Source organism: Chryseobacterium ginsenosidimutans (genome assembly GCF_039536845.1).
Taxonomy (GTDB): Bacteria; Bacteroidota; Bacteroidia; order Flavobacteriales; family Weeksellaceae; genus Chryseobacterium; species Chryseobacterium ginsenosidimutans_B.
This window is the reverse complement of record NZ_BAAAZJ010000003.1, coordinates 931,051-952,144: the sequence shown is the minus strand read 5'-3', so window position 1 is coordinate 952,144 and position 21,094 is coordinate 931,051. Positions and strand designations below refer to the sequence as shown.

Genomic DNA, 21,094 nt, shown 5'->3' with positions numbered 1-21,094 from the left:
TATGCTTTAAATATTTTCTGAAAAACTATAAAACTAATCCCTAAATCCTAACACTTAAAATCTAACTTTATGTTAATAAAAAGAAGAGAATTCCTAAAAATAAGTTCATTGGCAACCGCATCTCTACTGATGCCGAATTTTTTGAAAGCAATGACATTCGATGAAGCGCTTGAACCGAATCAAAAAATATTGATTGTGCTTCAGTTCACAGGCGGAAACGATGGTCTGAATACGATTATTCCTACCCGAAACGACATTTATTTTAAAGAAAGAAATAAAATAGCAATCCAGGATTCTTTACAGTTGAACGACGAAACGGGAATTAATCCCGCACTCTCTTATTTTAAAGAGCTTCATGATAATGGTGAGCTTTCAATTTTAAATAATGTCGGTTATCCGAATCCTGATAAATCCCACTTCCGAAGCATGGATATTTGGCATTCTGCGAGTAAAAGCGACGAATATCTGGAAACCGGATGGCTGGGAAGATTTTTGGATGAAGAATGTTATAACTGTGAGCATCCGACTCAGGCTTTGGAAGTTGATGATATGCTGAGTTTAGCTTTAAAAGGTGAAAATAATAAAGCTTTTGCCTTTAAAGATCCAAAAAGACTGTATCAGACAAGTCAGGAAAAATATTTCAAATCATTGTATGACCATCATCATGACGACGAAACGGTTTCTTATTTATATCAGACTTTGGGTTCAACAATCAATAATGCTGATTACATTTTTGAAAAAAGTAAAGCTAAAAAGACCGAGCAAATCTATCCGAATTCTCAGTTGGGAAAAGACTTTAAAACCGTCGCTTCTTTAATTAAATCTGATATTAATACAAGAGTTTATTATTTATCGATCGGAAGTTTCGATACACACGTCAATCAAAATGAAAGACAGCAAAAATTGTTCGGAGACATTAATGAAGCTGTAAAATCTTTTGTTGCAGACATGAAAAGCAACGGACTTTTTGATGATATTTTATTAATGACTTTCTCAGAATTCGGTCGAAGAGTTGCCCAAAATGCCAGTAACGGAACCGATCACGGAACAGCTAACCAAATGTTTTTTATAAGTGGCGGTTTGAAGAAAAAAGGACTATTGAATGCACTTCCGGATTTGACTAATTTGAATGAAGGAGATTTAATTTACACCGAAGATTTCAGAAAAGTATATGCAACCGTTCTTAGAAACTGGCTGAAAGCGGATTCGTCTAAAGTCCTCGGTTGGAAGAATGGGATTTATGATTTTGTTTAAAAATAAAAGAGACTGTTGCAAAATGAACAGTCTCTTTCTATAATTTCAAATTTAAACTACTTTAATTAGATGCGGGAAGTTGTTTTGGTTCAGCTTCCGGTTGTTTTTTATCCAGTTTTTCTGATATTTTCTTGACGATAAATTCAATCACCAAAGGTGCTACAATAGCTATTACGGCTTTTAATATTCTTGATTTCATAACGTTTATTTTTATGAATTAATTATTACAATTTTTAAGCCATAACAATTAATTAACATTTTAATCTTCATCATCAATAACAAGATTTTCATAATTTCTATTGGCCGCATTGAATTTTTCCTGTAGTCGGATTCTTAATTTTCTTGGCTTGTGAACAATCAAAGATTCACCAAATCCCAACAGAAGCCTTTCCAATTCGTAATTCAACTGAACACAGATTTTAAAAACCGTTCCCTCATTGGATTCACTTACAATTTCCTGGCTCTTGTGTAAAGGTTTTGTTTTTATATACGGAGCATTCGAAGAATCAACAAAGAAAACAACATTTCTCGGAGCCATCGTCGGAGAAACCGTCACTCCCACAATATCTTTAAAATATTCGTCGCCATCGAGATTTTTATCGATATAGACAATATTTTCGTCAATTTGAATATTTTCCATTCTGTCCAAAGCCAAATTGTAAACATATTGCTTGTTAAAACATATTAAAAACCAACGGTTATTAAACTCCTTCAGCAATTGCGGATGAACAATATAAGAATCTGATTCTCTGGCTTTAAAACTTTTATAAGTAATATTTAAGACCTTTTTATTCAAAATAGCATCATACAGAATATCAATATGTTCCAAGCCTTTTAACTGCTCATTTTTATCTAAATGAATGATGGATTTCTGGTTCGTCGCATGAATAGAATCTTCCAATTTCTGAATCACTCCATTCATGTCTTTAAACATCGAAAAATCTTTGAACTGCTTTAAGATCTGAACGGCATTATTCATCGCTTTCAGATCACTCTCATTTACTGAAATATTATGAATACTGTAATCCGGATCGCTGTATCGATAGTATTTTCTTTCATAAACCTCAATCGGCGCTTCATACCCAAATTTTTCACTGCGCATATTCTGCAGATCAAGTTGTACGGTTCGTTTGCTGACAAAAGATTCCTTGCCTTCAAATTCAAACAAGGCTTCGGAGCATTCATCTATCAGATCTTCCAGGGTGTATTGTCGATATTTGTTTTTGAGACATTTATCTAAAGTTTTGTAGCGAATTAAAGCGTTTTTATTGGATGACATCTTGTTGAGTTTTAAATTAATAAGATAAAGGCTGAAATACACTTAAAGTTAAGTTTACACTTCACCAGCCGGAAAAAATAGGTTATATCAGTATATTTTTTTATAAAAACGATTACTTCCACTCTTCTCCTGTAATAGTTTTTAAAAAATTGTCTGTTGAATAAATTTTGTCTTCATATACAAAGCTTTTCAAAAATGGATTTATTTCGACTGCATAATGTTGTAACCCATTTGGATAAATTCTAAACTTTATTTTTAAAACTTCTTCATTAACCTCCTCAATGTCATCAAGATTGAAAATTGAAATTACTGGAATAATTTCCTCACCTGTCAATGCATTTTCCAGTCCAAAACCATTAATCCATAATGCCATTCTGAATTCATTTAATTCTGTAATGAGTTTAAATTTCCCTTTACAAAACATTTTTTCTTGTCTGTATTCCATCATTATAGTTTTAGCTTTCTCTTTGAAAATTAAGCAAATCTCAATCTATTTTCTTTTCAAAGCTTTTCCTTCAAAAGAAATCCCATCCCAACCGAACTCTATAAAGTTTCTGATATTCTGGTGATCTGCTCCTTCAGGATTTTTCAAAACGTCTTCTCTGTAAAACTCCCCGAAAAGATGTAAAACCTCTTCTTTTGACAAATTATTCAGCTTCGCAAAACTGAAAACTTTGCAAGAACCGTTATTCTGGTTGGCTTCATTTACTGTGTTTCCGTTAGTAAATTTTGTCGGGATAAAATCATAATGCTCATCAATAAAAGCCATAACATCTTTAAACTTGATTTCTTCCGGCGAGTTTTCTAATTGTTCAAATAACATTCTAAATATTTTTTCAAAAATAATTAAAATAAATTTATCTGCGCAAAAACATTGCACACTTTAGCAATTACTTTGCATTATCAAAATGAAAGAACACATGGAATTTAACGGAAATAATTTAATAGAATTAGGATATAGATCAGCAAAATGGTTCAAAGAAGCCATTGTGCATATCAACGAAAATAATTTGGATGAAACTCAAATCAAAGAATATCTGGAGCAGTTCAAACAGCCGGAATTGATTCCGCTTCATGAAAATCCAAAAGATTTTATCATTAACATCAGAGCTGAACACGAAAACGAAAATGATAACGTGGAAAAGGTAATCAACACGATGAAAGTTTTGATGAAAACTCCGACTTTAATTGAAGGTGCGATCATGCCCGATGCCTGTCCGACAGGTCCGGAAGGTCAGATTCCTGTTGGTGGAGTTGTTGTGGCAAAAAATGCGATTCACCCGGGATTTCATAGCGCAGATATCTGTTGTTCCGTCATGTTGACAGATTTTGGAAAAGCTGATCCTAAAGAAGTTTTGGATACAGCGCATTCAATTACGCATTTTGGGTACGGAGGAAGACCTAGAGGTGAGCAAATGGAAATGTCTCAGGAGTTGATAGATGCTTTCAGAGAAAATTACTTTTTGAATGATGAAAAATTAATCAGCATTGCCCGTTCGCATATGGGAACTCAGGGAGATGGAAATCATTTCTTATTCGTAGGAATTTCTAAAAATACAGGAAATACCATGTTGGTGACTCACCACGGATCAAGAGCTCCGGGAGCCGCTTTGTATAATAAAGGAATGAAGGTTGCGAATAGATTCAGATTGGAAATTTCTCCTGAAACATTAAGAGAAAACGCATGGATTCCTTATGAAACTGAGGAAGGAAAATCATATTGGGAAGCCCTTCAATTGATAAGAACATGGACTAAGGAAAACCATACTTCAATTCATGATGCCATTTTACATAAAATGAACATCGAAAAAGAAGACAGATATTGGAACGAACATAATTTTGTTTTCAAGGATGGTGATTTATTTTACCATGCAAAAGGTGCGACTCCGCTTGATGATAAATTTATGCCAGATATTACGGGGCCAAGATTGATTCCGTTGAATATGTCAGAACCCGTTTTGATCGTTCAGGGAAAAACGAATGAGAGAAACTTAGGTTTTGCACCACACGGAGCAGGAAGAAATTTCAGCAGAACGCAACATAAAAAATCTTTAGCTCATAAGACCATTGAAGAAGTTTTTGAAGAAGAAACCAAAGGATTAGATATCCGTTTCTTTTCGAATGAAATTGATATTTCTGAACTTCCGACTGCCTATAAAAGTGCCAAAAACGTGAGAGCGCAGATTGAAGAATACGAACTTTGCGAAGTCTTGGATGAAGTGATGCCTTACGGATGTATTATGGCGGGTGATGTTCAGAAGAATGCGCCTTGGAAAAAGAAGAAAAAATTTAGAAAAGGATAGGTTTTTTGATAAACACCTTATTTTAAAAATCTTCAAACAGTTTGTCATTCCGCAGGAATCTAAGCAATTAATAACAGAAACTTTGCAGAGATTCCTACGGAATGACAAATTTGAAGTGTAAATTTTTTAATAATTAAAACAAAAAAAATGACACCAAAAATACTAGAAAAACTAAAAGAAGTTGAAACAGAAAAAAATATAGAAATACTCCTTGCCGTAGAATCAGGAAGCCGAGCCTGGGGTTTTGCGTCGCCCGACAGTGATTACGATATACGATTCATCTATCGACACGAAAAAGACTGGTATCTTTCGCCGTGGGACAAAGATGAAACCATAGAATTCATGACTGAAGACGATCTAGACGGTTCGGGATGGGATTTGAGAAAGACTTTTTATCTCTTGTTAAAGTCGAATGCGGCTTTGTTGAGTTGGTTCTACTCTCCTATCGTTTATGTAAAAAATGAAAAGTTTTATGAACTTTTTAAACCTTTGGCAGATACTGCTTTTTCTCCAATAGCGGTTTCTTACCATTATCTGAGCATGAGCAAAAAATATCTCGAAGCCTGCAGAACCAATGAAGTAAAACTGAAAAGTTATTTCTATTGCCTTCGAACAGCCTTGATAGGAAAATGGATATTAGAAAAAGGAACGGTTCCTCCAGTTTTGTTCAGTGAATTGTTGGTTTTAGTTGATGATTTTACAAGAACCAAAATAGAAAATCTTGTTGCCTTAAAAGCCACAAAAGGAGAATCTTATTATCATGCGAATGATTGGGAACTTTTTGGGTTTTTGGAAGAGATGGTGAAGGATAATGAGGAAAGAACGAAGAGTTTGGTTGGAGGAAAGGCAGATAAGGGTGAAATGGAGAGTGTTTTTAGGGAGATATTATTATAAAAACATTGTACTATAAATTATAGTACAATGTTTTATTTATATTTTTAAATCCTGAAAAATTATTTCAAATGTCTTTTTATTGCTGTATGAACTATATGCTTCCTTTTTCTCAATTGCTTTTCAAAATGATCAGACTTAAATATTTCACAACACCTTTTTACATATCCCATGTAGTTAGAATTCTGTATTTTAGATTTCACTTCTTTCTTAATAAAAGAATACTCGCCCTTCTCATTTAATTCTAATACCGATTTAGTTCTAAATTTCTGTTTTAATTCATTACTTTCTGAATCAATTTCTCGTAAAGGTTTATTGTAAAGTTTTTTTATTTGATTTAAATAAATTGCTTTTTTTTGCAATGGATCCTTCTGATTTACTTTAATAGTTCTTCTGGCTCTTCTCTTTACTATACTTATTATTCTCCTATAAAACTTAGCAAGATTTGTAGATTTGATGACAACATTGTAGCCCCTAAACTCGAAACCAAGGTAAATTAGAGGTGAATTGACTGATTTTGTTCCATCGTTATTTAGTTTGATGGAAGTTAATCTTTTCTGTCCTGTAGTATTAAATTCTCTATGCTCAAATATGAAAACTTCTGTTTTCGCTGTGCTAATCTGAACTTTACTTTCCTTGATTAGATTTTGAATATAATTTTTTATGAGATCAATCTCATCAGTTTTACATATTATAACAATATCATCCGAATATCTTCTGTAATAAACATTATTATTTTTAACAAGATTCTCAATAATTGTTTTATCAAAATCATAAAGGTATATATTTGCCAAAACCGCACTGATAGGTAAACCTTGTGGAATACCAACAAGTTGCTTTTTATTATTAGAATCTACTTTTCTGAATGGATTTTTGAAGACTCTTAAATATCCATTCTTTATATGATTTCTGAAATCTTCATTAGATTCAAAAAAGCATTTAAAACCCTTTTCTTTTCTAATCCTCGCTAATTTTGATTCATCAAATTGGGACTTTCTTCCTGATTTCCTACTGAATTTTCTTAAATCATCTTTGAGAACATAACTAAAATTAGTACAAGATTTGAAAACGTTATAATGATCATTTGGAAGTTTTTTCTCATCAATGATAAATCCCCATTTTTCTTTTAGAATTTGATGATCAAGGGAAGAAAAGAATCCTTTGATATCAAAAGTTAAAACTGCTATCTTCTCATTATCATAAGCTCTTAACTTTATTTCATCAAAGACTTCTTTTGCGAAATGTATTGTACTTTTACCCTTGTCAGAGTCATTTCCAATTTTTATTTTCCTGTAAGCGGTGACACAATCAGAAAGTTTAGGAATAGCTGAAAGTTTTTCCTCATATTTTGCATTTAATAAATTAGCGTAATAACCATATATTAAAGCATCATAGTGACTGGCATAATGCAAAGGTCTTAATTTGGCTCCTTTTTCTGTCAATCCTGTTTTTTCAATAGTATGTTTATGAGAACGACCTACAGTAATATGTTTGGTAGAATCATGCCTTTTAAATTTTCTTTCTTTAATAAATGAGTGTATTAATGGATAGAAAGCATATTTCGATACAAATTCTTTATCCTCGATTTGTCTTTTATAAGTTCGCCAATTCTCACCAATTTTTAAACTTGGTGATATGTGTATGTAACCCTTTGATTTTAACCAATCTGGAATATTCTGAATATTATTCATAAAAAAAACACTTGTGCATCGAGTTCTAGCGATAATAATATTTTATTTTACATACATCCCGAAGGAGCGGACCAGTACCCAATAACTGAGTCATCGTTTGTTTCGTAAATTATAACATAACAGCAAAATCAGTAGATATGACCTTGACTTACATTCAATTATTTAGTATCTTTACAGTTGGCTTAACCCAAGTGGGAGAGCTACTGTTGATAAATTACATACCTGAATATCTCAAATATTCAGTAAAGCTAAAAGCCCTTTAGTCCTAACTAGCTGTAAAAAATTAACTTTCTGCACAAGCATAGCAAATATAGGATTATAATTATTAAATTTACTTAAAAGCAATAATTATAATCAATGAAAAAAATTAAACTTGGGGATTTATATTCTCTTAAAAATCATCCTTTCGAATTGGGTTTCACTGATGTGAAAATTTCAGCACTTGCTGTAATGACGCCACCCATATTAGTAGTTTCTGAAATTCTTAATTCTCCAAAAGAATATGATTCAGAAACAGGAAAAGAAAAACACAAACAAATAAGATGTATTTTTTATTCTCATAAAACACATCGCTTTGAGAACATATGGTTTGATACTAATATTCTTAAAGAAATTTTTCAAGAAGAAGAAGAAAATGAGGTTGAACCTAACGGTGAAATTAAGACTACCAAAAAGATTAAAATTGAATATCCAAAATCACTTTCTTTAGAGACTATCAAAGAAAAATTTCTCCATACTCAAGTTATTTTAAAATCTTGTGATTATGAACTCGGTAAACTTAAAACAACATTTATTAAAACAGACCATAAATCATCTCAAAAAATAAATGCTCATCTTGACTTTTTACCACCAGTTCTTACTGTAATTGATGTGAAAATAAATGATGAAAAGGCAAATTACAATCCTAAAACAGGAAATCTCAGAAAATTATCTTCTGTATTTTTACTAAAATGTAAATGGTACAATCCATCATCAGCTTCTTTCTCCGAAGATTTCATCCCTATCGAGGCTGTTCAAGTTATACAAATTGCAAGTTCTTTAGAAAATATTTCAAAATTAATTACAGATAAAGAATTTATAAAACATGATTTAAGAGAACCAATTATTCTTGAAAATGGCTTAAAACTAACTCACACTTACAAACAACCTCTCGAACTAATCTTCAATCATTATAAATACAAACTGAAATACTTTGATTTTTTTAGATCGAAAATTTCAGAAATGGATTTATCTGAATTTATTACCGATGATGATAGTGCGCAATTTAATGATTTCATTATAAAGAAAATCCCAGAGTATGATTCAAGTAACCCAAAATTAGCTTCTGTTGTTGAATTTGATTTTGATGAAAACAAATATTACCGAATAACTTATAAGGATACTTTTGACAGAATAACTGTGAGAATCATTTACATAAAAAAATTTATATCTAAAAAAATTATTATTGCTGATTGTTTACTACGAAATGGGGAAGAAAGGCACTTTAGAGTTAACGCTTCGAGTATTTTAAAAATTGAAATTTTAGAGCAAAAATACTTTTAATAAATTACCACTTTCAATGACCATCCAAACCCTAAAAAATAAAGACCTCATCCTCTTCCAATCCATCTCCGGAAGTCGCTCTTTCGGACTCGCCACGGAAAATTCAGACATAGACATCCGTGGAGTATATTTCTTACCAAAAGAAGATTTTTTTGGTTTAAATTATATTCCACAGATCTCCAATGAAACGAATGATATTTCGTATTATGAGATCGGAAGATTTGTAGAATTATTACAGAAAAACAATCCAAATATTTTAGAAATTCTGGCAAGTCCGGAAGATTGTATTCAGGAGAAAAATCCGTTGATGGATTTGCTGAAACCGGAAGATTTTCTTTCCAAATTATGTAAAGATACTTTTGCTGGTTATGCAATTTCACAAATCAAAAAAGCAAAAGGACTCAATAAAAAGATTTTAAATCCTATTGATAAAGAAAGAAAATCTATTCTTGATTTCTGTTATGTTTTACAGAATCAAGGCTCAATTCCGTTGAAAAAATGGTTACGAGAATTCCCCTCCCCTGGAGGGGTGTCCGCAGAACAGGGTAGTCTTATGCAGGAAAAATGTGGTTTGGTAAGCATTGATAATACAAAAGGAATGTTTGCACTTTTTTACGATGATTCAGGAGATTTACATTATAAAGGAATTATCCAGAATGAAGAAGCCAATCAGGTTTCCGTTTCGTCTGTCCCGAAAGAGGAAAAACCTGTTGCTTATTTGTTTTGCAATCTCGACGCTTACTCTACTTACTGCAAAGATTATCGCGAATACTGGAAGTGGGTTTCCGAGCGAAATGAAGACCGCTACAATGTCAATCAGAATCACGGACAAAACTACGACAGCAAAAACATGATGCACACGATTCGTTTATTACAATCATGTGAGCAGATTTTTAAAACAGGGTCATTGAATATCCGTGTGGAGAACAGAGATGAATTATTGGATATCAAAGCCGGAAACTGGTCATACGAAGCTGTGATGGAAAAAGCAGAAAGCCTGATAAAATCTATTGAACATTACCATTCTGTTTCCAAGCTTCCGGATCAGCCGGATTTGCAAAAAACAACCAGAATTTTAATTGAAATAAGAGAAAATCTTTATTAATCAAGTGATATAAAAAAAATAAAAGAGCTTCGATGGAAGCTCTTTTTATCTAAATATTGTTGTGTAATTATCTTACAAGCTTAATATCAACTGCAGAAAAACCTTTTGGAGATCTTTCTTTTTCGAATGATACTTTGTTGCCTTTTTTTACAAGTTCTGTACAGTTGTTGCTGTGGAAAAACACATTTTCCTTGCTTTTATCTTCTGTAATAAACCCATAACCTTTCTCACTGAAAAATGTGATGATACCAGTTTTTCTTATTTCCTCGGCTTCGATAGGAGCTGCACCCAACTGAATGTTATTGATATCAAATTCCTCAACATTGCTGTTATCGGGTGGTGTAGAAGTCAATTGACCGTTTGCGTCTACGTACATAAACATTTCGTCAAGAGCTTTTCCTTTGTTATTGCTCGTCTTACGTTCTTCACGTTTCAGAGCTTTTTCTTTTGCTTTTTGAACTTTTTTCTTGAAATTTTCTTTTTTAGAGAAAGAATCCGCCATATATTTCTTTGTATTAATTTCTACTTTTTATTTTATCTTATCATTCATGACCTTCAACTTAACATTGCCTTTTTTCGGAAATTGTTCTCAGCTTTCTGAGTCATGATTAATAAATACTATTAAAGGTTTTCTGAGTTCTTTTATTAATGTGAATGCCATTCATTTAAAGAATAAGCAAATAAAAAATTGAAACGGAAGTAAATAAAATGTTCTAAACTATCACAGAAGTAAAGACAGAGATTTCTTTTAATAAGTAAACAAAGATACGGAAAATAAGCTTACCAAACAAATTTGTCGCAATTCAAATCCCTGAAATTCAATTATTTTATTTTTTTTCTATGAAGATGTAACAAAATAAAAATCTCAACAACAAATTAATTGATATATCAATAATTGATAAATCATATTTAATTTATAATAAAAATCAAACTATGGAAAAGTTAGACTCAATCATATTTTACAACATTGATAAGGCCATCAGATCTTACAGAAACTATGCGCAAAGACAATTAAAAGCGAATGGTTATACAATTACAATCGATCAATGGCTGATTATTAAAGCTATTTTAGAAAATCCCGGGATTACTCAAAACGAAATCGGTGATCTTGTTTTTAAAGACAATGCTTCTGTCACCAGAATAATAGATTTGCTGGTAAAATCCAAGTATATTATTAGAAATACCAATCTCAAAGACCGCAGAAAAACCAATCTGGGCGTCACGGAATCCGGAAAAGAAATCATTCATAAAGTTCAGGCTCTTGTGGAAGAGAACAGAAAACTTGCTCTGAAAGATGTCTCAAAAGAAGAACTGGAAATCATGAATTCAGCATTGCTCAAGATATCAAAAAACTGTCTTAACACTAAAAAATAAACACAATGGCAAGAATATTTTTATTCATTTTGGTTTGGGTTATTTCAATTTTAAGCCTTTTGAAAGCCCAAAATACACAGCAATTTTCTCTTTCAGGAAAAATAGATTCTGAAAAAGTAACTCAGCTGGAAATTAATTTATTCAATTTTGAGAACAAACTGGTAAAAACCGAGATTACAGATTCTAAAGGAAATTTCAGTTTTAATGAACTTACTTCGGGAAATTATTCCTTAAAAATCAATAAAAACGGAGCAGAAACCTACAAATCTGAAAATATCAACATAACCGGAAACACTACTCTACCTTCGATTTCATTAAGCGAAAAATTAATTGAAGGAATAACCATCACAAAGGCAAAACCTTATATCGAAAGACAGGACGGTAAAATGATCCTGAATGTCGAAAACAGCATCGCAAGTACCGGAAATTCAGCATTCGAAGTTCTGGAAAAAGCTCCGGGAGTAAAAATTGATAATAACGACAACATCAGTCTTCGCGGAAAAGGAAATCTGTTGGTACAAATCGACGGTAAAAATACGCCTATGAACGGAACTGATCTTGCCAATTATCTTCGTGGAATTCCCTCTGCAAGCTTAGACAAAATAGAATTTATCACCAATCCGTCTTCAAAATATGATGCGGCAGGAACTTCAATCATCAATATTAAGCTAAAAAAAGACCAAAGAAAAGGCACAAACGGAAGCATTTCAACAGCTTTGGGAACGGGAAAATATATTAAAAACAACAATAGCTTCAACATTAATCACAGGAATAAAAAGGTGAATTTGTTCGCGAATTACAGTTTTGCTTACAGAGAATTTTACAACAAATTGCTGCTTGACAGAAGTTTCTATGAAAACGGAGATTTTAAACAGGCTTATGTTCAGAATAATTTTCTGAAAATGAATTTCCGGAACCATATCGCCAAAGTCGGAATGGATTATTATATGAATGATAAAAATGTTCTAGGATTTTCGGTTGGTTTTATCAGCAACAGATTCGATCCGACAAGTAATAACAATACTTCAATTTTAGACAATAATTATCAGTCTGCAGGAAGTTCAAATACAACAAGCAATAACCGCGATCATTGGAAGAATGTTTCTTTCAACCTTAATCATAAACTGAAAATTGATTCATTAGGCTCAGAATTGACGACAGATTTGGACTATATCAATTATTCAAACACATCTTTGCAGAATTTTATCACGAGTAACTATGATGTCAATGGAAATCTTTCCACTTCAATGCCTAATCCTTATCATTTGAAAGGTGATCTTGGCGGAAATCTGAATATTTATTCCCTGAAATCCGACCTTACAAAAGTTTTTAAAAAGAACTGGAAATTGGAAACGGGAGTTAAAACAAGCTTTGTAAAAGCCGATAATGATCTTAAGTTCTTTGATGCAAGCGCAGGAAATTTAGTACTTGATAAGTCTAAAACGAATCATTTTATTTACGAAGAAAATATTAATGCAGCTTACGGAAATTTAATTAAAAACTGGGAGAAATTTAAAGTAAATTTTGGTTTACGAGTAGAAAATACCAACGTTACAGGAAATCAGATTACTACTAATCAAGTCAATAAAAAGAATTATACACAATTGTTCCCAAGCGCCGTTTTTTCTTATGATCTGAATAACAAAAATACAGTTGAACTTAATTTCAGCCGAAGAATTACAAGACCGACTTATAAACAGTTAAATCCTTTTAAATTCTACCTGGATCTCACAACATATCAAGCCGGAAATCCGGATCTGAACCCACAAACCACCATGAATTATGAATTCACTTACAGTGTAAGCAATAAATATTTTGCAACGTTAAGTTACAGCAAAACGAAAAATAATATCACAGATGTTTTAAAACCTACTGTTGAAGACGGAAAGATCGTCGTTGTTCAGGCCAATGAAAATTTGAGCTCTGCATCCTATTTCGGATTGAATCTGATAGCCCCTGTAAAAGTGACAAAGTGGTGGGATATGAACAACAATGCTAATTTTTATTACGGAAGTTATACGGGAAATATTTCCGATACCTACATTAAAAATCAGGGGAATTTTACTTTTGACCTCAACAGCAATAATTCCTTTAAACTAGGAAACGGATTTACCGCTGAACTGACAGGAAATTACAAAGCAAAAGAAGTTTACGCCTATATGTTCCTGAAACCAATGTGGTCTGTAAATATCGGTGCTCAGAAGAAATTTAATAACAACAGTACCTTGAAATTCTCTTTCAACGATATTTTTTTCACAAGCAATCCAGAAGCAAGAAATATCTATACAAGCTATATAGAAAACTTCATTGTGAGAAGAGACACGCGCGTTGTTACGCTTTCTTACACCTATAATTTCGGTTCATCTAAAAACGGACAGCCAAGAAAAACAGGCGGTGCGGATGATTTGAAACAGAGAATAGGAAACGGATAATTTACATTAAAACTAAACAACGAAGCCACCGAGATTCTCGGTGGTTTTGTTGTTATATATTATTTATTTTTCTTCAAAATATAATAAATCGTTTTATCTTTTTCATCATTCATAGTATAGGCAAATTGGAAAGAAAAGCCGTTAGCAGACATAAAATTAAGAGCATCCATCATCGAATTAAATTTCATATTTCTTCCTCTTTCATCTTTAATATTTGTACCGTTTTTAAAGGAAATAGATTTTGTTTCCTGCCCAAAATCGATTTCCACATTTACTTTTGTACTCAAAGATCTTCCTGTTCCTATAATCTGAACATAATCTACATCGATATCTTTGAGAGGAACGTCATTTACGGTTTGAGCAAAAGAGTAAGATGCGAAGCTGATCAGGAAAAGAATAAATAGTTTTTTCATAAGTTTTTGTTTAAAGATAAATAAAATTTTAAATCGATACTCAATAAAAAAATCCCTCAAAATTGAGGGATTTCATTTATATCTAAGAATAATCTTAAGCTTCTGCTGAAGGATTTTGATTTTCAACTGGTTTTTCACCACCTTCAGATCTTGTATTTCCTTCCGGTCTAGCTGGTCTTTCAGGTCTACCCTGCCCTTCCGGTCTTCCTTGCCCCTCTGGTCTTGGTTTTCCTTCAGGTCTTGGAGGTCTTGGTAAAAGAACTTTTCTGGAAAGTTTCATTTTCTTACGGTCATCATAACCCATGAACTTTACTTCCACTTCATCACCTTCATTATAAGGAACTTTGTCTAAACGAGCCCATTCGATTTCAGAAATATGAAGAAGACCTTCAGTACCTTTAGCAATTGCTACGAAAGCACCAAAATCCATTACCTTCACTACTTTACCTTTATAAACTTCGCCTACAACCGGTACGAAAGTAATTTCGTTGATTTTCGCGATCGCTTCGTTGATTTTCTCTCTGCTGACACCGGAAATTTCGATTCTTCCGATTTCTCCAACTTCTTCAATTGCGATAACCGTGTCTGTATCTTTCTGCATCTGCTGAATGATTTTTCCACCAGGTCCGATTACAGCACCGATGAAATCTTTAGAGATCTCCATCATTACCATTTTCGGAGCATGAGGTTTCACATCTTCTCTTGGAGCAGAAATAGTTTCATTCAATTTATCAAGAATATGTAATCTTCCGTTTCTAGCTTGTAGAAGCGCTTTCTCCATAATATCCATAGACAGTCCCTGGATTTTAATATCCATCTGACAAGCAGTGATTCCGTCTGCAGTTCCAGTTACTTTAAAGTCCATATCACCTAAGTGATCTTCGTCTCCTAAGATATCGGAAAGAACTGTAAATTTACCTGATTTTACATCAGTTACCAATCCCATTGCAATACCGGAAACCGGTTTTGTAATTTGGATACCTGCATCCATCAATGCTAAAGTTCCTGCACAAACCGTCGCCATTGAAGACGAACCGTTTGATTCTAAAATATCAGAAACGATACGGATGGTGTAAGGATTTTCTTCAGGAATCATGTTTGCTAAAGCTCTTTGAGCCAAGTTTCCATGTCCTACCTCTCTTCTTGAAGTTCCTCTCAAAGGTCTTGCTTCACCAGTTGAAAACGGAGGGAAGTTATAATGTAAGAAGAATCTTTCGTCGTAATTTACCATTACACTGTCTACCATGTTCGCATCTTTAACCGAACCTAAAGTTACAGCCGTCAAAGATTGTGTTTCACCTCTTGTAAAAATTGCAGAACCGTGAGCTCCCGGTAAATAATCGATTTCGCTCCAGATTGGACGAATTGTTTCAGGATCACGACCATCAAGACGGATTTTATCATTCAAAATCATCTGACGCATCGCTTCTTTTTCCACATCGTGGTAATATACTTTAGCGAAAGGGGTTACTCTTTCTAATTCTTCAGCATCCTCTACATATTGAGCTAAAAATTCTGCCAGAACAGCTTTGAATTTCTCTCCTCTTTCTTCTTTTCCTGAAGGAGTTTTCGCTACTTCATATACTTTATCATATGTTTCTTTCCATACTTTCTCACGGATGGCTTCATCGTGATTTTCGTGGCTGTATTCTCTTTTGGGGAATGATTTTCCTACTTTTTCAGCTAATCTTTCCTGAGCTTCAACCTGTTTTTTGATTTCAACGTGAGCGAAGTTAATAGCTTCAAGCATTTCTGCTTCAGAGATTTCCTTCATTTCACCTTCTACCATTACGATAGAATCTTTAGTTGCTCCCACCATGATATCCAGGTCGGCAATTTTAAGATCTTCAAATTTAGGGTTGATAGAAAGCTCTCCGTTGATTCTTACTACTCTTACTTCAGACATTGGTCCGTTGAAAGGAATATCGGTAATAGCAATCGCTGCAGATGCTGCAAGACCTGCTAAATCATCCGGAATCGACTGTCCGTCATAAGAAATTAATGAAATCATCACCTGAACTTCCGCATGGAAATCTTCAGGAAATAATGGTCTCAAAACTCTGTCTACCAAACGCATCGTTAAGATTTCCTGATCCGATGGTCTCGCTTCTCTTCTGAAAAAGTTTCCGGGAATTTTACCCCCTGCGTAGAATTTTTCTCTGTAATCTACTGTTAATGGTAAGAAATCTACACCATCTTTTGCTTCTTTACTTGCGACAACAGTTGCTAAAAGCATTGTTCCGCCCATTTTTACGACAACAGCTCCGTCAGCCTGTTTTGCTAATTTTCCTGTTTCAATTGTGATTTCTCTGCCGTCTGCAAGAGTAATCAACTCTGTAATTGCTTGAGGTATACTCATAAATTGTTTTGTGTTGCACTCCGTATTGAGTGCTTTAATAAATTATATTTCGTCTAAAATTTCGTTGCAAAGATAGGGTATTATAATGATTTATCGAATTCCAGACATAAATATGTGCTAATGAGAATGATTTTTATCGAAATAATAAATCATTTTCAATTTGTTTGGCATATTTAATAAGCAAGCACAAAAAAAGCAACTTCTTTCGAAGTTGCTTTTATTTGAAAATCTCTGTAGATTATTTTCTTAAACCTAGTTCAGCGATGATAGCTCTGTATCTTGTAATATCTTTTTTCTTAAGATAATCCAATAAGCTTTTTCTCTTACCTACTAATTTCACCAAAGATCTTTCAGTATTGAAGTCATGACGATTAGCCTTCAAATGCTGAGATAAGTGATTGATTCTGAAAGTAAAAAGAGCTACCTGTCCTTCAGCGCTTCCTGTGTCTTGTGCAGATTTTCCATGTTTTGCGAAAATTTCTGCTTTTTTTTCTGTTGTTAAGTACATTCCAATATTGTTTAATGATTATTATGTAACGGGTGCAAAATTACGACTTATTTTTGATTCTGCAAACATTATCGATTTCATTTATCAATTTTGATAGAAAAAAATGTTAAATATTTCTTAAAAAAAATTATGCTATCCCATTAAAAGGCAGTAATTTTGCATTTGAATTAGTGATGAGAAAAATTATAACTTTTACAACCCTTACAGCCATTCTTTTCGTAGGTATTTCTTCTTTAAAAGCACAGAAAAATACCGATGATAAGATCAAAAAAGTCTTATACTTCAATCCTGAGGTAGATCCCGATATTGAGGAAATTAAAGAGCCTACCAATACTGCTTTCTTCAGTGCTGTTTCTGATAATTTAAGCGAAAGGAAAAACAGAATGCTTAAGACGGAAACTCAAATTTCTTTTGACAGTATTGATAAAAAAACAATTGCAGATTATTGTGATAATAATGATGCAGATTTTGCCATTGTTCCAAAAGTAAAATACTTCAAAGTAGGAATCGGAAAATATGTTTTCTCTAATCAGGTCATTGTAAGCATGAAACTTTTTGATGCCGAAGGAAACCTTCTCACAGAAACGGATTACGACACGTATAGAAAAAACATGCGACTTTTGGGTTCTACCACCAACTCGGTAAAAATAGGAACAAACGGAGCAATAAAAGGAATTCTAAAACAATTAAGAAAGTTAAAACCATCAGCAGAAGCTGGATTTTAATTGAGTAAACTAATTATTTTCATGTCATTTTCATGTTCGAAGTCTGGCTGTTAAAAATTTTTCAATATTATTATAGCCTTAATAATTCTCGCAAAATTTATCATTTGAAATAATTAATTTCTACAATTATTTTAAAAACCTTATGCATCTCATTGAATTTCATTAATTTAAAATCATTAAATAGTGAATAATCCAAATATTTTTATTAATTTAGTTTGGAACAATTCATTCAAACTATCTCAATTGAAATTCTTCGACACTCACAGATTCTTGTGAGTGTCTTTATTTTAGTTCCTGCAACACTTTAATAAATCCTTAAATTTCTCTGTTCATTGGTCTGTTTTAAAAATTTGGGCTATTTTTGCATATCCAAAAAATTGACGTTTTGAATTCTAAAGACGAACTTATCTTCAATCCTGCCGATATTGCCGAAACTCTTAGCGAACTTCATGCTGATGAGAGGCTTTTGGCATTTCTGAAAGTTCCGAAAGAATATAAAGCAGATGTTTTTTCTCATCTTGATCCCGATTTCCAGGAAGAAACCATCAGAAGTATCGGAAGCGACGAAGTTTCCGAAATTTTGAATGCCATGACTCCGGATGACAGAACTTCCCTGTTTGAGGACTTTCCTGATGAGCTTATTAAATATTCCATCAATCATCTTAATCCGCAGGAAAGAAGAATTGCCTTAAAATTATTAGGTTACAATTCTGATTCTATTGCCCGACTGATGACTCCTTATTATATCCAGATTCGAAAAGAATGGACCGTAAAAAGATGTCTTCAACAGATCAAAAAAGTCGGCAGCAAGGTAGAAACGATGAATTATCTTTATGTTGTTGATGAAAGAAACCGATTGATCGATGATATCGCACTGGGAAGTTTATTATTGGTTGAAGAGGACACTTTAATTTCAGATATAACTGATAATCATTTTGTTGCCATTACAACCACTACTTCAAAAGAAGATGCCGTACAATATTTTGAAAAATATGACAGAGCTGCTCTTCCGATTATTACAGAAGCCGGAGTTTTGGTAGGAATTGTTACCATCGATGATATTTTAGATCAAATTGAATCACAGAATACCGAAGACATTCAGAAATTCGGTGGACTTGAAGCGTTGGATCTTCCTTATACCCAAACTTCTTTGATCGAAATGGTTAAAAAAAGAGGGATGTGGCTTATCATCCTTTTCTTCTCGGAAATGTTGACAGCTTCAGCAATGGGGTTTTTTGAAGATGAAATTCAGAAAGCGGTAGTTTTGGCTTTATTTGTTCCATTGATTATTTCCAGTGGAGGAAATTCCGGTTCACAGGCTGCAACCTTGATCATCAGAGCAATGGCGCTTCAGGAAATAGGCTTGAAAGACTGGTGGTATGTGATGAAAAAAGAAATTTTCACCGGACTTTTATTAGGGGGAATTTTGGGAATTATCGGATTCTTAAGAATTATGATCTGGCATAAAGCAGGATTCTTTGATTACGGAATTCATTGGGCTTTTGTAGGATTAAGTGTTGGAGTTTCTTTAGTTATGATCGTACTTTGGGGAACACTGTCGGGATCAATGGTTCCATTTATTCTTAAAAAATTAAAACTCGATCCGGCAACATCTTCTGCTCCATTTGTAGCAACTTTAGTGGACGTAACTGGACTTATTATCTATTTTTCTGTGGCAGGACTTTTCTTAACGGGCAAACTTTTGTAATTTTAGGCAACATCTAAAATATTACAATGAAAGTTGTTTCTCTTGTTCCCTCTATTACTGAGGCTTTATTCGATTTGGGTTTAACGGAAAATGAAATTGTCGGACGGACAAAATTCTGCATTCACCCTAGAGAAAAAGTAAAAAACGTTGCCATTATCGGCGGCACAAAAAATATTAATATTGATAAAATTAGAGCGCTACAGCCTGATTTAATTCTTGCCAACAAAGAAGAAAATATTAAAGAGCAGGTAGAAGCTTTGATGGATGATTTTAAAGTGATTGTCACGAATGTTGAAAATATTGAAGACAATTATTATTTACTTAAAAATCTGGGGAAAATATTTAATAAAGAAGACAGAGCACAGCTTTTTAATCTTAAAATTTATGAAGTTTTAAACGAAGCTAAAATCAAATCTAATATAAAAGTAGCTTATCTTATCTGGAAAAATCCTTATATGACAATAGGTTCAGATACTTTCATTCATAAAATTCTGGGAGAAATCGGTTTTGAAAATATTTTTAAAGATAAAAAACGTTATCCTGAAATTAAAACTGAAGATTTAGCTGAAGCCGATATTATTATGCTTTCTTCCGAACCTTTTCCTTTTAAAGAAAAACATATTGATGAATTAAAGGCATTTTATCCTGATAAAAAAATCATGATTGTGGATGGTGAAGCTTTTTCCTGGTACGGAACACATATTGCAAAGTGTGAGAATTATTTTAAGGAATTGATTTCTGAGGTGGAATCGATTAAAATTTGATTCTTTTTTAAATACAAATTTCACTAATCTTTTCACAAATAACACTAAGTTTTGGCTAAAGCCGTCAAAATTATTCGAATTTGAAAACGGGCTAAAGCCCGCAATTCTAGTATGAAATTTCTTCGATAAACATAAAAAGACTCCGGATCTTCGAGCCGGAGTCTATATTTTAAAACCACAAAAGCCTCAAAAATGATGATGAAGAAAATCTAAATTTGCTCCTCAATAATGACACTCTTAATAAACGATACTTACTTTCGTGACTTTTGTGATTAAAAATGCTTTGATTATAAAATCTTTGAAACCTCATTACAAAGCCATTCCAGCAACTCTCTGTCTTCTGCTGTAAAAGGATCAATCGTATGAGAATCAATATCAATCTGACCGATATTTTGTCCGTCTTTAAAAATCGGAACTACAATTTCTGCTTTTGTATCGATTGAACAGCTTAAGTAATTGCTTTCCTGATGAACATCCGGAACTACAAAAGTTTCATTGGAAACCGCAACCTGACCGCAAATTCCTTTTCCATACGGAATAATATCATGATCTGTCGGTGCTCCAACATAAGGTCCTAATTTCAACTCATCCTTATCTCCATTTTTAAAATAGAAACCCGTCCAGTTGAAATAAGAAATTTCCTGGTCTAAAAGGTGACAAACTTTTTCAAGTTTTTCCTCTGTATTATGTTTTGGACTTTCAAGAATCGATGAAAGTCTTTTCTTTAATTCTGACATTATATATTG

The 21,094-nt window shown here is 33.0% G+C and carries 20 protein-coding genes; 10 read left to right on the top strand and 10 right to left on the bottom strand.

From position 1 onward, the window contains the following. Positions 1 to 69: 69 nt before the first annotated feature. Complete coding sequence (locus tag ABD745_RS04410; RefSeq protein WP_344825820.1) at positions 70 to 1,254, top strand: DUF1501 domain-containing protein; 1,185 nt, start codon at positions 70 to 72, stop codon at positions 1,252 to 1,254. Between the two features lie 61 nt (positions 1,255 to 1,315). On the opposite strand, the gene ABD745_RS04405 is transcribed toward ABD745_RS04410, so the two are convergent. From ABD745_RS04405 to ABD745_RS04390, 4 genes are all read right to left on the bottom strand, one after another. Then, complete coding sequence (locus ABD745_RS04405; RefSeq protein ID WP_344825817.1) at positions 1,316 to 1,453, bottom strand: hypothetical protein; 138 nt, start codon at positions 1,451 to 1,453, stop codon at positions 1,316 to 1,318. 60 nt (positions 1,454 to 1,513) lie between these two features. Continuing rightward, a complete protein-coding gene (locus tag ABD745_RS04400; RefSeq protein WP_344825814.1) occupies positions 1,514 to 2,533 on the bottom strand; it encodes a helix-turn-helix transcriptional regulator in 1,020 nt (339 codons plus the stop codon). A 112-nt stretch (positions 2,534 to 2,645) separates the two neighbouring features. Then, positions 2,646 to 2,978, bottom strand: a complete 333-nt coding sequence (locus tag ABD745_RS04395) for a hypothetical protein (RefSeq protein ID WP_344825811.1) — start codon at positions 2,976 to 2,978, stop codon at positions 2,646 to 2,648. A gap of 45 nt (positions 2,979 to 3,023) precedes the next feature. After that, complete coding sequence (locus ABD745_RS04390) at positions 3,024 to 3,356, bottom strand: HopJ type III effector protein (RefSeq protein WP_344825808.1); 333 nt, start codon at positions 3,354 to 3,356, stop codon at positions 3,024 to 3,026. A 679-nt stretch (positions 3,357 to 4,035) separates the two neighbouring features. Between ABD745_RS04390 and ABD745_RS21530 the strand changes: the two genes are divergently transcribed. Together ABD745_RS21530 and ABD745_RS04380 are read left to right on the top strand one after the other, a co-directional pair. After that, positions 4,036 to 4,836, top strand: coding sequence for an RtcB family protein (locus ABD745_RS21530; RefSeq protein WP_425549786.1), 801 nt, complete (start codon positions 4,036 to 4,038; stop codon positions 4,834 to 4,836). 147 nt (positions 4,837 to 4,983) lie between these two features. Then, the gene (locus ABD745_RS04380; RefSeq protein WP_344825805.1) at positions 4,984 to 5,730 is read left to right on the top strand and encodes a nucleotidyltransferase domain-containing protein; all 747 of its coding nucleotides are present in this window, start codon (positions 4,984 to 4,986) and stop codon (positions 5,728 to 5,730) included. 59 nt (positions 5,731 to 5,789) lie between these two features. Here ABD745_RS04380 and ABD745_RS04375 read toward each other — a convergent pair whose 3' ends face one another. Further along, complete coding sequence (locus ABD745_RS04375) at positions 5,790 to 7,418, bottom strand: reverse transcriptase/maturase family protein (protein ID WP_344825802.1); 1,629 nt, start codon at positions 7,416 to 7,418, stop codon at positions 5,790 to 5,792. Between the two features lie 357 nt (positions 7,419 to 7,775). Here ABD745_RS04375 and ABD745_RS04370 point away from each other — a divergent pair, with 357 nt between their 5' ends. Together ABD745_RS04370 and ABD745_RS04365 are read left to right on the top strand one after the other, a co-directional pair. Continuing rightward, positions 7,776 to 8,960 (top strand): hypothetical protein, encoded by a 1,185-nt coding sequence (locus tag ABD745_RS04370; protein ID WP_344825799.1) that lies wholly within the window; start codon positions 7,776 to 7,778, stop codon positions 8,958 to 8,960. A 16-nt stretch (positions 8,961 to 8,976) separates the two neighbouring features. After that, a complete protein-coding gene (locus tag ABD745_RS04365; protein WP_344825796.1) occupies positions 8,977 to 10,065 on the top strand; it encodes a nucleotidyltransferase domain-containing protein in 1,089 nt (362 codons plus the stop codon). Between the two features lie 67 nt (positions 10,066 to 10,132). Here ABD745_RS04365 and ABD745_RS04360 read toward each other — a convergent pair whose 3' ends face one another. Continuing rightward, entirely contained in the window at positions 10,133 to 10,567 is a 435-nt protein-coding gene (locus tag ABD745_RS04360; protein WP_047402505.1) for a cold shock domain-containing protein, read from the bottom strand. 431 nt (positions 10,568 to 10,998) lie between these two features. On the opposite strand from ABD745_RS04360, the gene ABD745_RS04355 reads away from it, so the two are divergent. Beyond that, complete coding sequence (locus tag ABD745_RS04355; protein ID WP_344825791.1) at positions 10,999 to 11,439, top strand: MarR family winged helix-turn-helix transcriptional regulator; 441 nt, start codon at positions 10,999 to 11,001, stop codon at positions 11,437 to 11,439. A gap of 5 nt (positions 11,440 to 11,444) precedes the next feature. Continuing rightward, on the top strand, positions 11,445 to 13,871 hold the full coding sequence (locus ABD745_RS04350; protein ID WP_344825789.1) for a TonB-dependent receptor domain-containing protein: 2,427 nt from the start codon (positions 11,445 to 11,447) through the stop codon (positions 13,869 to 13,871). Between the two features lie 59 nt (positions 13,872 to 13,930). On the opposite strand, the gene ABD745_RS04345 is transcribed toward ABD745_RS04350, so the two are convergent. The 3 genes from ABD745_RS04345 to rpsO form a co-directional block, all read right to left on the bottom strand. Continuing rightward, positions 13,931 to 14,284 (bottom strand): hypothetical protein, encoded by a 354-nt coding sequence (locus ABD745_RS04345; protein ID WP_344825786.1) that lies wholly within the window; start codon positions 14,282 to 14,284, stop codon positions 13,931 to 13,933. 94 nt (positions 14,285 to 14,378) lie between these two features. Continuing rightward, entirely contained in the window at positions 14,379 to 16,643 is a 2,265-nt protein-coding gene (locus ABD745_RS04340) for a polyribonucleotide nucleotidyltransferase (protein ID WP_344825783.1), read from the bottom strand. A 238-nt stretch (positions 16,644 to 16,881) separates the two neighbouring features. After that, positions 16,882 to 17,151 carry a 30S ribosomal protein S15 gene (gene rpsO, locus ABD745_RS04335; RefSeq protein WP_034704056.1) on the bottom strand — a complete coding sequence of 90 codons (270 nt, stop codon included), beginning with the start codon at positions 17,149 to 17,151 and terminating at the stop codon, positions 16,882 to 16,884. A gap of 173 nt (positions 17,152 to 17,324) precedes the next feature. On the opposite strand from rpsO, the gene ABD745_RS04330 reads away from it, so the two are divergent. The 3 genes from ABD745_RS04330 to ABD745_RS04320 all read left to right on the top strand — a co-directional run bounded on the left by ABD745_RS04330 (position 17,325) and on the right by ABD745_RS04320 (position 20,348). Beyond that, the gene (locus tag ABD745_RS04330) at positions 17,325 to 17,876 is read left to right on the top strand and encodes a pyruvate decarboxylase (protein ID WP_344825774.1); all 552 of its coding nucleotides are present in this window, start codon (positions 17,325 to 17,327) and stop codon (positions 17,874 to 17,876) included. 385 nt (positions 17,877 to 18,261) lie between these two features. After that, the gene (gene mgtE, locus ABD745_RS04325) at positions 18,262 to 19,584 is read left to right on the top strand and encodes a magnesium transporter (protein WP_344825771.1); all 1,323 of its coding nucleotides are present in this window, start codon (positions 18,262 to 18,264) and stop codon (positions 19,582 to 19,584) included. Positions 19,585 to 19,610: 26 nt separating this feature from the next. Next, complete coding sequence (locus ABD745_RS04320; protein ID WP_344825768.1) at positions 19,611 to 20,348, top strand: ABC transporter substrate-binding protein; 738 nt, start codon at positions 19,611 to 19,613, stop codon at positions 20,346 to 20,348. Between the two features lie 287 nt (positions 20,349 to 20,635). On the opposite strand, the gene ABD745_RS04315 is transcribed toward ABD745_RS04320, so the two are convergent. Continuing rightward, positions 20,636 to 21,085, bottom strand: coding sequence for a GAF domain-containing protein (locus tag ABD745_RS04315; RefSeq protein ID WP_344825765.1), 450 nt, complete (start codon positions 21,083 to 21,085; stop codon positions 20,636 to 20,638). Between the last annotated feature and the right edge of the window lie 9 nt (positions 21,086 to 21,094).

Bases quoted from the DNA above. Each gene is read 5' to 3' on its own strand.
- ABD745_RS04410 (WP_344825820.1), top strand. From the start codon at position 70: ATGTTAATAAAAAGAAGAGAATTCCTAAAAATAAGTTCATTGGCAACC.
- ABD745_RS04405 (WP_344825817.1), bottom strand. From the start codon at position 1,453: ATGAAATCAAGAATATTAAAAGCCGTAATAGCTATTGTAGCACCTTTG.
- ABD745_RS04400 (WP_344825814.1), bottom strand. From the start codon at position 2,533: ATGTCATCCAATAAAAACGCTTTAATTCGCTACAAAACTTTAGATAAA.
- ABD745_RS04395 (WP_344825811.1), bottom strand. From the start codon at position 2,978: ATGGAATACAGACAAGAAAAAATGTTTTGTAAAGGGAAATTTAAACTC.
- ABD745_RS04390 (WP_344825808.1), bottom strand. From the start codon at position 3,356: ATGTTATTTGAACAATTAGAAAACTCGCCGGAAGAAATCAAGTTTAAA.
- ABD745_RS21530 (WP_425549786.1), top strand. From the start codon at position 4,036: ATGGGAACTCAGGGAGATGGAAATCATTTCTTATTCGTAGGAATTTCT.
- ABD745_RS04380 (WP_344825805.1), top strand. From the start codon at position 4,984: ATGACACCAAAAATACTAGAAAAACTAAAAGAAGTTGAAACAGAAAAA.
- ABD745_RS04375 (WP_344825802.1), bottom strand. From the start codon at position 7,418: ATGAATAATATTCAGAATATTCCAGATTGGTTAAAATCAAAGGGTTAC.
- ABD745_RS04370 (WP_344825799.1), top strand. From the start codon at position 7,776: ATGAAAAAAATTAAACTTGGGGATTTATATTCTCTTAAAAATCATCCT.
- ABD745_RS04365 (WP_344825796.1), top strand. From the start codon at position 8,977: ATGACCATCCAAACCCTAAAAAATAAAGACCTCATCCTCTTCCAATCC.
- ABD745_RS04360 (WP_047402505.1), bottom strand. From the start codon at position 10,567: ATGGCGGATTCTTTCTCTAAAAAAGAAAATTTCAAGAAAAAAGTTCAA.
- ABD745_RS04355 (WP_344825791.1), top strand. From the start codon at position 10,999: ATGGAAAAGTTAGACTCAATCATATTTTACAACATTGATAAGGCCATC.
- ABD745_RS04350 (WP_344825789.1), top strand. From the start codon at position 11,445: ATGGCAAGAATATTTTTATTCATTTTGGTTTGGGTTATTTCAATTTTA.
- ABD745_RS04345 (WP_344825786.1), bottom strand. From the start codon at position 14,284: ATGAAAAAACTATTTATTCTTTTCCTGATCAGCTTCGCATCTTACTCT.
- ABD745_RS04340 (WP_344825783.1), bottom strand. From the start codon at position 16,643: ATGAGTATACCTCAAGCAATTACAGAGTTGATTACTCTTGCAGACGGC.
- rpsO (WP_034704056.1), bottom strand. From the start codon at position 17,151: ATGTACTTAACAACAGAAAAAAAAGCAGAAATTTTCGCAAAACATGGA.
- ABD745_RS04330 (WP_344825774.1), top strand. From the start codon at position 17,325: ATGAGAAAAATTATAACTTTTACAACCCTTACAGCCATTCTTTTCGTA.
- ABD745_RS04320 (WP_344825768.1), top strand. From the start codon at position 19,611: ATGAAAGTTGTTTCTCTTGTTCCCTCTATTACTGAGGCTTTATTCGAT.
- ABD745_RS04315 (WP_344825765.1), bottom strand. From the start codon at position 21,085: ATGTCAGAATTAAAGAAAAGACTTTCATCGATTCTTGAAAGTCCAAAA.